We start from the raw sequence: 14,665 nt of genomic DNA on the forward strand, positions 1-14,665 counted from the left end.
TCAGCCTGCCAGCAGTGGCGCGCTGATCAGCCCGGCCCATGCCGGAGAGCACGGCGACCAATGCCGCCAGCTACACCACGCCGCGGGACACGATCGCGTCCATCAACGTGACCCGATTGAACTCGTGTCCTTCGGCGCGAAGAAACACCTCCATTTGTATCTCTGGTAGGCCTCGAACTTCATATGGGGAATGATCCGTTCGATAGAACGTCATTAAACGCTCACAGAGATGGTAGCGGTCATCGGGGAGGCTTGGCACGCTCTCTAGGGATGAACCACTCCTGCTCTTGTGGCTCATTCATATATGCGGGGCGAGACAGCCTGACGAAATACCCGTCTTTCGTCTCCCTGACCTGGCTGGGGTCTATCGGATGGCAATCTTTGTTGCCGCAGCAATCTGATTGCATAACCGGGTCTTTTTTGCCCGTGTACCAGTCGGCATCTGCGTTGCCAGCTAAGACAAGCCAACGCCATCGCGATCCATCTTCGTGGCTGTCTCATGGCATCCCCTCGTATTTCGGTATAGCTCATATAGCGATGTCTAATTATCAGCTTGAAACCGTGCCAACGGTTTTCCAACCATATGATCGCCTTTTCTAAGCCTACGACTCCATAGCCACGATCGGGGCCTTGGCTCCGGAATGCTGTCCTCGCAAAGCTAGCGTGGAAAACAATTCACTCACGGCGTTCGAATTGCAGGAGTAGTAGATCCACTTGGTGTACCGGCGGATATCCACCAGTCCGAGCTTCCGCAGCTTGGCCAGATGCTGGGAGAGCGATGTCTGGCTGATGTTTGCCCGCACGGCGAGGACATTCACGGAGGTCGCTTCGTTGAGCAAATGAGCTAAGATCAAAAGCCAAGGTGGGCTCCCCACAGCCATCAAAAAATCAAGCTGTCTTCTTGGCATTGATTGTCAAATGAGTTGAGATCAACCGAATGCCCCTGAGCCGCCGTGCGCCGGCCATGGAGCACATGCAGCTAAACGGGTTCAAGGCAAATCTGAGATCGCCAGCCGCGCGCCGCCCAACCAGGCGGGCTGACGTAGCGCGTCTTATTGAACAAGGGGTAGCTCTGGTTTCGCCGTCGCTTTGCTCAGATCGAAATTGGCTGGCAGGTGGACCTGGGTGTTCTCAGTCGCCGCGGTGGTCATCCTATCAACCGGTACGATTATCACCATTTTCACATGCTGTTCCGGCCACAGCGGTTTTCCGAAAAGGAAGAACACGCCTGCCATAACGCAGATCAGGAGAAGCGTTGCTAATGTGTTCGCGATGATCTCACCAGGCAGCATCCAACCTCCAATGATGAGCACCCGCCAGCGTGCGAAAATGACAAGTGCTCATCAACCGACGATGAGGGGCCTTATGAACGTCGGTCGATACCCAATCAGGAATCGATTTGAATGTTCCGCACCTCGGACTATTGCCGCGCAGGATAGGGACTTCAGTCCGACAAAGAACGCTGTTGGGGCACACCCATCCCCCCAATATGCCTGCCCTTTCCAGGAGCCCGCTGCCGGAGTTGGAACCAAAGTGTGACGGGACCGTTTGAGGCGACTTGAGGGCTTGCCGCGGGTGATCGTTGAAGACGAGCCGTTGTTGCTCGACCTTGAGACGGCGTTGCAGGAAGCTCGGTTTGACGTAGCCGCATTTCCCGATCCGGTTGAGGCAGTAGCCCCGTTTGACACCGACCCGAGCAAATTCAAGGCTCTCGTAACAGACATCCGCCTAGGTCTGGGATCTACGGGTTGGGATAGCACGTCATGTGCGGCAGGCGCATTCGACCATTCCCGTCGTTATGTTAGCGGCGACGGTGCGGTGCAGCTGGGAGCCGAGGTGTGGGCAACAGCATCATGATCTCGAAGCCGTTCTTTTCACCGCAGATCATCACTGCGGTGTGCACTCGTTGAAGGATGAGCCCGCGCTGGGTCCAAACTAGCCGAGTTGAAAACTCACGTTCTCCGGCCGACCCGACGCCCCGATATCAATACGCGCCAGATAGGCCGTGACGACGCTGGCCAGTTCAGTCGTGCCGAACCTAGACGAGAAAGCCCGCTGCCTCTCATGAGAATCGAGCGGTGACGGCGGCCGGGCCGACCGGCGTGATGGTGCGCCGCAGCTTGTGATGCGCTCCTGGCATAGACTAAAGTCCACGCAAGACACCTAGGGGTGAGTGTTAGAACGCACTAATGCAGTGATTCTGCACGGACGGGGGGCACGCTGGCTTATCAAATCAAGGAGTTCTTGGCTGGCCGAGTGACTGCCGAATATCGCTCCGCCGAGCCAACAGCTCTTAGTGCCGCCCAGATGGCGACGGGGCGAATGGTCACGTGCCATACATCGGGAAACTTTTTCCTGGAGGTCACGGAGATGACCAGCGGTCGCATGTTTGCGTTCCAGTACGCCGACCTGCTCTACTGATCTGCGCAAGTGGCAAAGCGCAAGAACCCGCTGCCTCGGGGGGGAGAGCAGCGGGCCACTGCAGCCGGAAAGGGCAAAGGGGGGTGAAAGCAATTCCGGCAGCGCGGAAACAAACGGCGCGGCTGAAATTTTGTTCCCTGCGAAAACGCAAAAAGCCCGCCACTGAGGAAGCAGTGACGGGCCAACCAAGGCTTACGGTCGCTGGCCAGCAGCGCCCAGGAAGGGACGCTGCTTTTCGTCCAACTTTCCGCCTGGTATCCGGTTCCACGGACAAACAAAAAAGGCCCGCCACCAATTGGCAGCGGGCAGGTGCTCATAGAAGGAAAATGCACTGCACGAGAACAGTGCAGCTTCAAAATTTCCTGGTCGACGAGATGTTCCAGGCAAAGCGACAATTTTTGTCGACGGATAAAGGCCACTGCCTTTTACGATGGGACTTTGGTCCCGTTGGGTTTCAGACTGAAGCCCGGCATAGGAACGTTTGGCCGGGCGCCGAGTTCGAATGACTGGCGCGCAGACGATGGTGCTGGCGCCAGATTACAAGAGGAGAAAAACCATGAGGATGCACCTTACCAGCGCCGCAGCGGCGCTTTTGCTGTTGGCCGGCGTCGGCGCGGTTGCGGCGCAGGATGTTGTCATCACGCCGGAGCAGGACACCGTCGTGCGCGAATACGTGAAGAAGCAACCGCTTGCTTCTGTAAAGATTCCGGGCGTGGAGTTGAACGTCGGCACGGCCCTACCAGACACGGTCGAACTGCACGAGGTCCCCAACGTCAAGTATCGTTATGTGGTGGTCGACAACCGCACGGTGCTGGTGGATCCGGGAACCCGCAAAATTGTTAAGGTCTACGACTGAACGATTGCAATCGCCCGCTGCCAGCCATGGCAGCGGGCGACGCTTTGCTCAGATCGAAATTGGCTGGCAGGCGGACCTGGGCGTTCTCAGTCGCCGCGGTGTTCATGCTATCAACCGGCACGGTGATCACCATTCGGACATGTCGTTCAGGCCACAGCGGTTTTCCGGAAAGGAAAAACACGACCGTAATAACGCAGATCAGGAGAAGGGTTGCGAACGTGTTCGCGATGATCTCACCAAGCAGCATCCAACCTCCGAGGCACCCGCCACTAGGCGTGCTACAATGACGGGCGCTCATCAACCGACGATGAAGGGACTGATGTTCGCCGGCAGGCACCCAATGAGTGACCGAGCCAAATGTTTCGCGCTTGGGACCTCTGCCGTTCAGCACCTAAGTCGCAATCTGACGGAAGCATGGCTACCTCCGAACGCGATAGATCCCATAAATCTCGGATTTGCTCCTCGGCGAGGACAGATTTCCTTCCACTAACAGCTGGTGAAATTTTGTCGGAACCTCCGGCCCGTTTTTACGCTGCTCTGCGGGAGGTCAGTGGCGGGAAGATTGTCTTGCAAATCTTTGCAGTAGAGTAGTCGCGAGCAGCACGAGCACTCTTGAATTGGTCCCGTCCGCGACTAGGCGGCAGGTCCGACGTTAGCGAAGACACGATCCGCGACCGGCAACTGTCTTCTCGAAGTCATTGATACGGACAGCGGTCGGCGGCTGTTCGATCGCTTATGACGAAGCTTCCGACCTCGGACCGCCGATAGTTTGGCGGTGCCACGATGGACTAGTCGAATGTGCTCATTGCCATATCCTCCGTTGAGCAACACGGATACGAGGAGCGCCAGAAAGCCGGCGCTCCCTGACGGCTTCATCGATTTGGGAACTGTCCCGTCCACAGTACGTCAAGAGCTCCTCCCAGGACGATTATCAAAAATGATCGCTGGAACGCCTACCGGTCGAGGGCGTTGCCATTGCCATGGTGCGCGACGCTCCCTGATCGCGCCCGATGAAGTTGCCAAAGGGGAATACGATCATGACGATGACACGCGAGGACATCCTGGCCGTGCTAGGTCCGACCGACGAGACGCTGCTCGCAGAGATTCTCGCCACCGGGGCGTCAGCCGAGGAATTGCGGGAAGCATGGGCCTGGCTCAACGGCGACGAGGCGCTGATGAGTGAAGGGCGGCCGCTACCGGGCACGCGCGTCGCGGCGCTGATAGACCTGCTGGACCCTGACGAACAGGTTGGATGAAGCCGGTCTTCCGTCATCCGCGTCATGGGCCGCCCCCTTGGCGGTTCCGGAGAGGCGAACCATCGCGTGGCCGCAGTGGTTGCCCGATTGCTTGCTATCAAAATACGATCAGAACAAGAGGACGTGATGAACGACCTGCGATTCCGCGACTTGCGCGATATCCCGGACCAGGAACGGCTCGCCGCAGCAAAGGCTAACAGTGGCAACAGCGCAGTTGTCACGCGATCCTCCCGATTCCGCGGGATCAAATTCCTGTCTCTTCCGTCATCCGTTCTAATCCGACGGGAGAGGTAGGCCTTGCCATTTCACGGGCGAGCCTACGGATCCGCGCTCAATGATGGTGGTCGGCAAAATGAGCCTTCCTGGCGCTCGTGTTTCGCCCTTCAGGCGTCGAATGAGCAGTTCCGCGACATTTTTGCCAAGCACATAGACAGGTTGATCGACGACCGAAATAGGCGGGGTTGTGACCTTGGTCCAATCCGCATCATGGAAGGTGATCAGCGAAATATCCTCGGGAATCCGCAAGCCTCGCTGCCGGATAATCCTGAATATCTCCAGTGCGATGAGGCTGCCGGAGGCAAGGATCGCCGTCGGCGGGGCCGTCTGCGACAGCAAGCTTCTCGGCGACGCCGCGCGTTTCCTCGGGGCTTGTTGCGCAAGGCGAGCGTAACATTCGGGCCGCCATCATCAATGAGTTCCGTATCGAGCCCCATGATTGCTCGGCTCGATGCAATCTCCTCTGTGAGGAACTGCGTTTGATGCTCGCCGATGGCTGCATTCATCAGCAAGACCAACGCCGGATATATCGGCACGTGTCGCCAATCGATGGTTCAGGCTGAGCCTCGGCATTCTTCGGCAGGTTCCAGTGCAAACCGCTATGAGGTTAGCACAAGATCGTCACGATGATGGGAAAACCTAAGACATGGCCGGGGTCGAAGCCTCTGACCATACGGCGAAGGGCGACGTCCGAAGCAGGCCGTTGGATGAGGCCGGCCCTCAGAGCCATGCCAGCAGGTTAAAGGCGCTGCAGGGCGCCCGTGTGCTATTCCGCGCGCCATAGATAGGAGGCTGTCCTGCCCGCGGCATCAGGATGACGGTCCCGACGAAAGCAGCCTGGAGAGCCAGGTTCATTATCAGCCAGCGGTTGGTTCTGCCGCGTTCCGTTCCGTCGCTCGGGGCCTGTGCAGGGCATCCGGCGTCACAACATGCCTTCCCTTGTCAGAACGCCGAACCTGCGGAAAACGCCGCGCATCCGGTTCAGTGCAGCAGAACAGTTCTCAGCCAAGCCGAGAACCTGCTTCCGCGAATGGTCCTACGCACCCTGACGGCGGCCCAACTGGCTTGCATCGTAGTCCCGACGTGACAACTGCAGACGATTTCGTGCAGTTGCCAGTCGCCCAGCTGGAAAAAGCGTTTTGCCTCCCCATAGCTGTCATCCTGGAGACCCGATGCACGCAGCAGCGGATCCTCGAATGCAACGGTAATCGCCGATCCGGCGGTGCGTGCTTCCTCACGGACTTTGGGATGCAGATGTTCAGTGCCAACAAGCGCTCCAAGGGATCGCGAGGGGTCCCGTTCGAGAAGCTCCGCCCAACGTTCGATCCTTTGTGTTCTGGTCATAACGGCGCTTTGCGCCGTGGGATTAACATCTGCGATTGTCTGCAGTTCGTGGAGGGACTGGTGTTTCATGGTTCGGCTCCTGTTGGTCGCAGCATCCCCCCTTTTCTTAGGAACTATCGCGACGCGATATCCTGACAAGAGCGTCGCCGAAAAGGAGTTCCATTAACCGCGTAACGGTCGGTCCCAAGACAACCTCAAGCAGGATAAGGAAGCCGGCGACGTGTCTAGATTCGGCGCTGACACGCCGATGGAACGACCGGCACTCAGGCTAAATCACCGGCGAGATCTAGGTCGATGACCAGCAAGCCGTTTTCGAGTTTGCCCCGACAATGCTCACATGATCGGCGAGTTCGAAACGGCGCAGGAACGGCCTCAGCGCCAGGGCCACGATGAAGCGATGCGCTGGTAGAGGGGCCCGCTCCTTCTCCGGCGGGTTCAAGCATCGGCCTTTGCGGTCGTTCTCGGTCCAGCCGGTAGCTGAAGTCACTCCACGTCGACGCGATTGTCGTGTAGGCGGCGCAGTGTATCCATGCCGGCGTCAAACGTCACCGGCTTGGCGACGCTAATGGCGTTCGCGGCCCAGGTAGGGCATCGACAGCGCTGGATTCGACGCAAAACATCGACGCAAATATGCGACAACCTAAAGGAACATCTATCGATTCACGGCGTTAGCGAAGTTGGCCCGCTAGGTGCCAACTGCGGCGGGCTTTGGAGGAACCCATGATCCGTGCCATCTCTCCGCTCCACCTTTCCCGTCGCCGCGCATTGCAGTTTGGGCTGGGAGCTAGTCTCGTCGCTACGACGGGCTTGTAGCCAGTTTCTCGCGCCCGTGCCCAGAAGGAAGTGCAAGACGAGGACATTTTCCGCTTTGCCCTCAACCTGGAATACATGGAGGCCGAATATTATCTGCGCGGCACGACGGGAAAAGGCATCGACGCCGCCGATGCCGGTTCGAAGCCCGGCGACGTCGTTGGGGGAAAGAAAGTGTCCTTCGAAACACCCGCCATCGGCGAATTCATGCAGGAAGTTTCTGAAAACGAACTCGCACACGTTCGATTCTACCGCAAGACGCTTGGAACGAAGGCCGTCGACAGGCCGGCCATCGATTTCGATGCGGGGTTCAAGGCGGTTGCGGAGGCAGCTGGCCTCGGGCCGGACTTCGACCCCTTCGGCAACGAAACGAACTTCGTTCTCGGCGGCATGCTGTTCGAGGATGTCGGGGTCACCGCCTATGCCGGCGCTGCGACGATTCTGAAGAACAAGGACTTCCTGGCCGCCGCCGCCGGCATATTGGCGGTCGAGGCCTACCATATGGGAATGGCGCGTTCCACTCTGTATCGGAAGGGAGAGAAAGCTTGGAAGGCCGCCAACGCAGTCTCAGACGCCCGAGACAAGATCGATGGATCGGCGGATAAGGACCAAGGCATCCAGGTTGACGGAAAAGCCAATATCGTTCCGTCGACGCCTGATGCGATCGCGTTCACAAGAACGCCGCAAGAGGTGCTGCGGATTGTCTATCTCACCGACAAAGACGGAGTGAGCAAGGGCGGCTTCTATCCGGAAGGGATGAACGGCACGCTCAAGAGCACCTGAACCAAGAGGCGCAGCAGGCACACGAGTGGCACTGCAGCGGCCCCGCTGCGGACGAACCCAGGCGACGGACGCGCTTCCAGAGCGGTTCGCGCTTCTTCTGATTCAAACGTTGATGAATGCCGAGCCGACAGAAGCCGGTGCCGCATTCTGCGTATCAGCGACAAAGCAGGCTTTCTCGGCTCCTGCTCGCCGAGCAGATCGAAGTCGGCACGAAGGCCTTCGTCTTGAGCAACGCCGTCGATGGGCCGCTGCGATATTTGCTCTCCCGGTGTTTTCGAGACAAGCCTTTAAGTCCCGCCTGCTCCACGAGTGGACGATTGCCTTTGCCTCGTTGGGGAACCGCCTGGCTGAATTGGAGGCGCTGGTCTCGCCGTCAACTATCGCGCTCTCCACCTCGAGCTCGCCGACGGCTTTCGCGAGTCTACTTGGACGTGCAGTCGAGACCGCGGAAGATGCGCACGCCGCCGGCGGCGTCCCTGACGATCTGCCAATCGCGCCGTATTTTACGTGCTCGACATCACCTCGACTGACCCGCCTCGACGACCCTGCGCTGCCGAAGGAACCGAAGTCTCGCATCATCGTTTGATGGGATCAACGGGAGTGTGGCTCGCGCAGCGCCCCGTCAAGCCGGAGCAAGCGATCGCCATTACAGTGTGCGGCGCCTATCGCCGGTGGAGGCACAATTGGAGCTTCGCGGTCGCCTCTGGGTTATTGCGGTGCCGCTCCTGTTCATGATCGGCGGGCTTGTCATTCGATATGCTGCATTCGCCTCAGTATCAGTAGAACCAGGCTTCGAAGCTTATGCGCATGCGCTCTGCAGGTGGGATTGCCAGTGGTATGTGGATATTTCCCAATACGGCTATGAGCGTTTTCCCATTCCAAACCAAAGCAATGTTGGACGCTGGGGCTTCTTTCCATTGTATCCCATGCTCGTGACGGCGCTTCGGTTTGTTTTCCCCTTTCCCGCGATCCTGGTCGGAATGATCGCCTCGATTGCATGCAGCTACGTCGCATGCCTTGTGGCATGGCCACTGCTGGAGAAGAACATGCGCGCCTATGTGTTGTATTGCGCTTTCCTGCTTAGCGGCCCTTTCTCCTTTCATTTCACCACTTTCCTTACCGAACCTCTTTTCGTGCTCTTAACTTCGTGCGTCTTTTTGGCACTCAAGCGCTCCAACTATCTGGCCGCTGGCGTTTCATCCGCTTTGCTGTCGGCAACGAGGCTGGTCGGGGTCCTTGCTGTGTTTGCAACCGTGATTCAAATGTTCAGGCAGCACCGCCAGCAGGGCGGATCGGTGGTGTCTTTCCCACGATGGCTGCTTGGTCGTCCGGATATGCTTGTGGCAATCTTCATCTCGCCAGCCGGTTTGTTTGCTTACATCATCTTTTTGCATGTCACGGTCGGGGACGGCTTTGCATTCTTGCACGTCCAGCGCGCGTTTGGGCGGGTGGCCGGCAATCCGCTGCTTTTCCTATGGGACGGACTCTCTTCCGTACCGACGGTAGGGTGGCTGCCCACCGCGCCGCAATGGAGCGCTCTCGCGGCGGTCACCGGATTGACGCTATCGGTCGTTCTGGCGGCTCGCCGGCAATACGGCGCTGCGTTCTTTTGCGCAATCAGCATTATCCTACCATTGATTACGAACCTGGCTTCCATGGTCAGATATGTCATTGGGCTTGCGCCCCTGATTATGTTGGTTGCCGTCCTGCTGTCAGCGTCGAAGCTGATCTATCTCGTGGCCTTGGCTCTCTTCCTGAGCGCTTGTTATTTCATGACTGTGGCGTGGATCGGAGGCTACCTTGCCCTGGTCTGACCCGCTGGAATCCCATGGACGTGCTGTCTCGATTGTCGGCTACGCTATCGCGGCGGCTCTGGCCGTGTCCGAAATTATCATCCTCGCGCTCGCCCTCAATCCAAATGTCGACGCTGATTATCGAGCCTACTACATCGATCGGACAACGACGTGCCTCAACCGCGATGCCGTTGGCACTTACACTCTTGGCCAGACGGTGTCGTTCCGGTCCGACGGCGCGAAACAAGCAGCCGGCATGCTAGTCTGTGGTTGGTCGGGCCCGGTAGCCGACGGAACCCATTCGCTGGGCGAAACCTCTCGGCTACGACTGGCAATACCGTCGCTTCGCAACGGGCTTACGGCAACGCTACAAATGTCAGCCGTCATTCGTCCACCACAGATCACACAAAGGGTAATGATCTCGGTGAACGGCGCTCGGGTGCACGAGGTAACACTGTCGAGCAAAGAACCGAAGGCGATCTCGTTCACGATCCCGCACGCAACGTTTGCCAGCGCACAGATACTCGAAATGACATTCGACTATCGCGACGGGATTCCGCCCAGCCCGGCCGCAAGCAACATCTACAAACGCTCCATCAAGTTGGTATCGTTGAGGCTGGACGCTGGTTAGACGTCAATCTCTCTGCCAATTAGGCGTCAGCCATCGCCGGACTGATCGGGAATGCGTTCTGCAAAAACCCATCGGTCGAGCACGACGAAATTGATCACTGGCACAAGCAAGCAGGTAATCATAATGGGAATGATGAGCGGCAGGCCCAGCTTCGCCGTCAACAGCGCCGGCGCACCATAGGCGATGACCGAGCCGATTGCCGCCAACAAAAGAAAACGCGGAGCTTCCGATCTATGCGGTCCGCTCGACATGAAGGTTATGGACCTATGTGCGAGATAGGAAAACAGGCCGGCGGCCCCGTAAGCCGCAAGGGACGCCTCGACGGGGCTGAAGCCGAACCGTTCCGATTTGACAAAAGCGCCCGCCAAGACAGCATACAGGATTGTGGCGGCGATGCCGACCAGGCCGAAGCGCGCCAGAAGCTTATATTCAGACACGCGCACTACACGCATATTGGGCTCCAAGTGGCAGGGGCGCGAGCGCGCGCTCAAGATATCTGGCGAACCTCCTGGCCGACGGGAGCAGCAGGAAGTGCTCGTATCGAACATCCCTGAAGCCTGCTTGTCGAAAGAGGGCCGCTGCTTTGACGGCGTTGAGCAGGACTGCGTCTTGGTCGAACGGACACCGGAATACCGCCAGGCGCGTCAGCGGATTATAGGGGTTATGCTCGATGATGCAGGCGACCCCGCCTGGCCTCACGACGCGTCGCATCTCGCGAAAGAAATCGAGCCAGGATGCGGGCGAAACATGATGAACAACACAACTGGCAAAAGCCAGATCGAAAACGCTGTCATCATAAGGCAGGCGCAGCGCGCCGCAGGTCTTATAGACGACGTCCGGATTGTGCTCGCTGGCGCGCAGGATCGATTCTTGCGAAACGTCACAGCCATCCAAGCGCTCGAAAACGCCATCGAGATAGGGATGAAGCGAACCCACACCGCAGCCTACATCCAGTGCGCGTACGATGGCTCCTCCTCGGCGAAGCCGCCGCTCGGTGACTAGGCGCCGCAGCAGGTCGGCCTTGGCGGCTAAAAAGAATTCGTGCTTGAGTCCGGAAAAGCGGATCGATCCTTCGACCGCCTCACCATAACTGGCTTTATAGCTGTCGAAGAGTTGGGACACTGGGCGCGACTCCGCTCCTGGGCTTGCGCAAGGACCTCCGATTCTCACCAGCGACCGCACCAACCGCCTCGTCGAAGCCTGTAAGCCGATCGACCACGTAAAGAGGGCGGCGTTTCACCTCGGCGTGGATGCTCCCGACATAGAGCCCGACCACGCCGGTCATGAAAAGATTGATGCCACACAGAAGTGATACGATCACCACGGTGGAAGTCCAGCCGGCAATGACGCCCCTTTCAAAAATCCAGGCGAACACCGCATAAGCCCCCAAGGCCAGCGCAAGTCCGGAAATGGCCAATCCGGCCCAAAGCGCAAAGTGCAGCGGCTTTTCCGAGAAGCTGACTATGGCGTGAACGGCCAGGTGTAGCATCTTCCAGAAAGGGTATTTGGTCTGGCCGATGGTCCTCGGGGGGCGTTCGAATGGCACTGCTGCTTGCCTGAATCCCATCCAGCCGAACATGCCCCTGACGAAGCGATCGTGTTCGGGCATATGTTTGAAGACATCCAGCGCTTGGCGGCCGACCAAACGGAAATCCCCGACGTCGCGCGGGATGTTGATCGGCGTCATCTTCTCCAGCAAACGGTAGAAAAGGTTAGCACTAAAACGCTTAAACCAGGACTCGCCCTCGCGCTTGACGCGGCGGGCATAGACGATCTCGAAACCTTCCTTCCACTTCGCCACGAGCTCGAGAACGACCTCTGGTGGATCTTGCAGGTCGGCATCCATGACGATGACCGCATCACCCGCAGCGGCGTCCATGCCAGCCGTGATCGCAATCTGGTGTCCGAAATTGCGAGACAGCTCGATCAGCCGGAAGCGAGGTTCGGCGGTGACCACACGCCGAAGGTAGTGGACGCTGCCATCATGGCTACCGTCATCGACAAAAATCGCCTCGGCCTCTCCGTCCAGCCGACAGATTAGTGATCTGATCCGTTCGACCAGTCGCGGCAGCACCTGCTCTTCATTGTATATCGGCAGGACCAGCGAATAGCGCGGCGACACGCTCACTCTCGTCCCGATGCTTTGGATCACAGAGGCTCGCATGCGGATGAAAATGAAACGCCCGCACCAAAGTTCCATAAGGCATAGCTAATTTAGAAAATTTTGGATATGGCAAGTCGGGGGAAAGACAGGCGTGCTGCTGGCACCTGCTCAAAACTCAACGTCCATATCTGCAGCCTCGTCGCGACCGCGAACCGCCTGCGGCAACCACAAAATCTTTAATCCGCGAGACCGCCGTCGCGATGTTCAACGGCATGAATGATCGCTTCATAAACGCTACCGATCTCTTCATCGATCTCCTGAATTGGGATGCCTTCGACGGCGGCCGCCCGCAGGACCTGGTCTGCCATATCGGTCACGAGCCGGCCCGGGTCGTCGGTTGGCCCTTCCGGCATATGTTCGGAAATCCATTTGTATAGAAAGTCGGCACCGCGGGTGCTCATGGCGGTTTCTGGATAACGACCTCTGCCGAGACAAACCTAGGATGGGAAACAGACAATGTCAGGCCTTTTCGAATAGCCTCGGGCGCGAAGTGACGTCTCACCCTCTTCGGGTTGCATGAGTTCGTTGACGGGCGTTCCGCGCTTCCAGCCGGTATAGAGGAGGAGAGCAGGCGGCAGCGAAGGAAAGTGGCGAGGATTCGCAGCTTTTCGCGCATTGCCATTTCAGCGGCACCGCGATGGAGCAATCGCGGTGCCACGCACAGCTAGCAATTCGCGTCAGTCTGAGGATCGCACGCCTTGTTTTTTTGCTTCTGCGGCTTGGGCTTGGCCGCCTGCTCGGGCTCGGCCTGCTGCTGCTCGGCAGCGGGCTGCTCCTTGGCCTTCGGCTTCTCAGGCTTGGCCGCCTGTTCCGGCTCGACCTGCTGCGGCTCGGCGGCGGGCTGCTTCTTGCTCTTCGGCTTCTCAGGCTTGGCCGCCTGTTCCGGCTCGACCTGCTGCTGCTCGGCGGTGGGCTGCTTCTTGCTCTTCGGCTTCTCAGGCTTGGCCGCCTGTTCCGGCTCGGCCTGCTGCTGCTCGGCGGCGGGCTGCTTCTTGCTCTTCGGCTTCTCAGGCTTGGCCGCCTGTTCCGGCTCGGCCTGCTGCTGCTCGGCGGCGGGCTGCTTCTTGGCCTTCGGTTTCTCAGGTTTGGCCGCCTGTTCCGGCTCGGCCTGCTGCTGCTCGGCGGCGGGCTGCTTCTTGGCCTTCGGCTTCTCAGGCTTGGCCGCCTGTTCCGGCTCAGCCTGCTGCTGCTCGGCGGCGGGCTGCTTCGGCTTCTCGGGCTTGGCCGCCTGTTCCGGCTGGGCCTGTTCGGTCTTTGCTGCGCCTTCGGTCGGCTTCGATTTCCGGCTTGCCTGAACCTGCTTCACCTCCTCGATGTCTTTGAGCCTGGCTGGTTTGGCCTTGGGGTCGGCTTTCACCTTACCTTCAAAGACCGCGACCGTATCGTTTTCCAATTTGCCGGACTGCTCGGGCGCGTCGATCTTGCTGACCTTGACGGCAGTCACCTTCTGGTTCGTTTCCTTTTCGATGACATCAACATCAATGACTTTGTTGATCACCACGTTGTTCTGGATCGTCACGTCGCCGGCCGGCTCGGCCGCCTCGACAATGCGCACAAACTCGGGCTCATCACGGATAACGACGACAGAAACGTCCGCGGCAAGGAATTCGCGGGCGGGGACCACAACCCAGTAATAATCCGGCGTCGTGTCGAAGGTCACCTCGATTGAAATCAAATCCGGATCACGGCGAGGCGGCAGCGGAGCCCAAATGATGTGCTCCCTGTCACGACGCCAACTCACCCATGCTGGCGCCCAGCGAGTGCCCGGAACCCAATACCAGCCGATATCGTCGGCATAGCCCCATCGGCCGTAATGGTACGTCGCCCAACCGAATGGCTCGTCGGACACCCAGAGCCAGCCATACTGCTCGGTATAGACCCAGTGTCCAAGCGTATACGGACGCCAATCGTCAGGCACATCAACCGGCACGAAAACGGTCGCTCCGTGATACGAGACCCAATCGCCATGGGAAGACAGGTCTTCGTAGAATGTGCTGATCGAAATCTCGGTGGCGGCCCTTGCCTCGGACACAAGGGGCAATGGCGCAATCGAGTTGGGAATCTCGACGATCGTGAGCAGGCAGGCGGTTACACCACCGAGCATCAGTCGCACCGCATCGTGGGCAAGGACGCGTTTCATCCCGTTTCCTCCGAAACAGATCGCCCTTCATCTTGGAAACTCGCCGGCAATCGAATTGTTCCCCCTTGCTAGCGTCACCCGCATTCGCTCACCCAGCAGCTTTGGCATCGCTCAATAATTAGGGATCAAACATCAGAGTTGCTTCATGAGGGCGGAGAACCAAGTCACCAACCGGTGGCGAAAGCGCGCCG

15 protein-coding genes are annotated in these 14,665 nt (G+C 58.7%); 5 read left to right on the forward strand and 10 right to left on the reverse strand.

Annotated elements, in window-relative coordinates; all coding sequences use genetic code 11:
* Positions 1 to 602 precede the first annotated feature (602 nt).
* The gene (locus tag NKI38_RS19085; RefSeq protein WP_352659742.1) at positions 603 to 908 is read right to left on the reverse strand and encodes an ArsR/SmtB family transcription factor; all 306 of its coding nucleotides are present in this window, start codon (positions 906 to 908) and stop codon (positions 603 to 605) included.
* Between the two features lie 144 nt (positions 909 to 1,052).
* Entirely contained in the window at positions 1,053 to 1,292 is a 240-nt protein-coding gene (locus tag NKI38_RS19090) for a polymerase (protein ID WP_352659743.1), read from the reverse strand.
* A gap of 1,685 nt (positions 1,293 to 2,977) precedes the next feature.
* On the opposite strand from NKI38_RS19090, the gene NKI38_RS19095 reads away from it, so the two are divergent.
* On the forward strand, positions 2,978 to 3,277 hold the full coding sequence (locus NKI38_RS19095) for a DUF1236 domain-containing protein (protein ID WP_352659803.1): 300 nt from the start codon (positions 2,978 to 2,980) through the stop codon (positions 3,275 to 3,277).
* On the opposite strand, the gene NKI38_RS19100 is transcribed toward NKI38_RS19095, so the two are convergent.
* Positions 3,261 to 3,524 (reverse strand): polymerase, encoded by a 264-nt coding sequence (locus NKI38_RS19100; RefSeq protein WP_352659744.1) that lies wholly within the window; start codon positions 3,522 to 3,524, stop codon positions 3,261 to 3,263. The two genes, NKI38_RS19095 and NKI38_RS19100, sit on opposite strands and share 17 nt — an antisense overlap.
* Before the next feature lie 790 nt (positions 3,525 to 4,314).
* Here NKI38_RS19100 and NKI38_RS19105 point away from each other — a divergent pair.
* Entirely contained in the window at positions 4,315 to 4,533 is a 219-nt protein-coding gene (locus tag NKI38_RS19105) for a hypothetical protein (protein WP_352659745.1), read from the forward strand.
* Between the two features lie 273 nt (positions 4,534 to 4,806).
* On the opposite strand, the gene NKI38_RS19110 is transcribed toward NKI38_RS19105, so the two are convergent.
* Positions 4,807 to 5,148 carry a substrate-binding domain-containing protein gene (locus tag NKI38_RS19110; RefSeq protein WP_352659746.1) on the reverse strand — a complete coding sequence of 114 codons (342 nt, stop codon included), beginning with the start codon at positions 5,146 to 5,148 and terminating at the stop codon, positions 4,807 to 4,809.
* Between the two features lie 642 nt (positions 5,149 to 5,790).
* Positions 5,791 to 6,222 (reverse strand): hypothetical protein, encoded by a 432-nt coding sequence (locus NKI38_RS19115; RefSeq protein ID WP_352659747.1) that lies wholly within the window; start codon positions 6,220 to 6,222, stop codon positions 5,791 to 5,793.
* 774 nt (positions 6,223 to 6,996) lie between these two features.
* Between NKI38_RS19115 and NKI38_RS19120 the strand changes: the two genes are divergently transcribed.
* The 3 genes from NKI38_RS19120 (at position 6,997) to NKI38_RS19130 (ending at position 10,170) form a co-directional block, all read left to right on the forward strand.
* Positions 6,997 to 7,746, forward strand: a complete 750-nt coding sequence (locus NKI38_RS19120) for a ferritin-like domain-containing protein (RefSeq protein ID WP_352659748.1) — start codon at positions 6,997 to 6,999, stop codon at positions 7,744 to 7,746.
* Positions 7,747 to 8,429: 683 nt separating this feature from the next.
* Entirely contained in the window at positions 8,430 to 9,560 is a 1,131-nt protein-coding gene (locus NKI38_RS19125) for a putative hexosyltransferase (protein WP_352659749.1), read from the forward strand.
* Positions 9,547 to 10,170: a hypothetical protein gene (locus NKI38_RS19130; protein WP_352659750.1), complete on the forward strand. Its 624-nt coding sequence runs from the start codon at positions 9,547 to 9,549 to the stop codon at positions 10,168 to 10,170. The genes NKI38_RS19125 and NKI38_RS19130 overlap by 14 nt, the downstream gene beginning before the upstream one ends.
* A 26-nt stretch (positions 10,171 to 10,196) precedes the next feature.
* Here NKI38_RS19130 and NKI38_RS19135 read toward each other — a convergent pair whose 3' ends face one another.
* The 5 genes from NKI38_RS19135 to NKI38_RS19155 form a co-directional block, all read right to left on the reverse strand.
* Positions 10,197 to 10,661, reverse strand: coding sequence for a GtrA family protein (locus NKI38_RS19135; RefSeq protein ID WP_352659751.1), 465 nt, complete (start codon positions 10,659 to 10,661; stop codon positions 10,197 to 10,199).
* Positions 10,600 to 11,292, reverse strand: coding sequence for a class I SAM-dependent methyltransferase (locus NKI38_RS19140; protein ID WP_352659752.1), 693 nt, complete (start codon positions 11,290 to 11,292; stop codon positions 10,600 to 10,602). Before NKI38_RS19140 ends, NKI38_RS19135 begins: the two co-directional genes overlap by 62 nt.
* Positions 11,267 to 12,334, reverse strand: a complete 1,068-nt coding sequence (locus tag NKI38_RS19145; protein WP_352659804.1) for a glycosyltransferase family 2 protein — start codon at positions 12,332 to 12,334, stop codon at positions 11,267 to 11,269. Before NKI38_RS19145 ends, NKI38_RS19140 begins: the two co-directional genes overlap by 26 nt.
* A gap of 176 nt (positions 12,335 to 12,510) precedes the next feature.
* Positions 12,511 to 12,735: a DUF768 domain-containing protein gene (locus NKI38_RS19150; RefSeq protein WP_352659753.1), complete on the reverse strand. Its 225-nt coding sequence runs from the start codon at positions 12,733 to 12,735 to the stop codon at positions 12,511 to 12,513.
* Between the two features lie 263 nt (positions 12,736 to 12,998).
* Positions 12,999 to 14,474, reverse strand: coding sequence for a DUF6600 domain-containing protein (locus NKI38_RS19155; protein ID WP_352659754.1), 1,476 nt, complete (start codon positions 14,472 to 14,474; stop codon positions 12,999 to 13,001).
* Between the last annotated feature and the right edge of the window lie 191 nt (positions 14,475 to 14,665).

This window comes from Mesorhizobium sp. M0621 (assembly GCF_040320745.1).
In the GTDB taxonomy this organism is placed as follows: Bacteria; Pseudomonadota; Alphaproteobacteria; order Rhizobiales; family Rhizobiaceae; genus Mesorhizobium.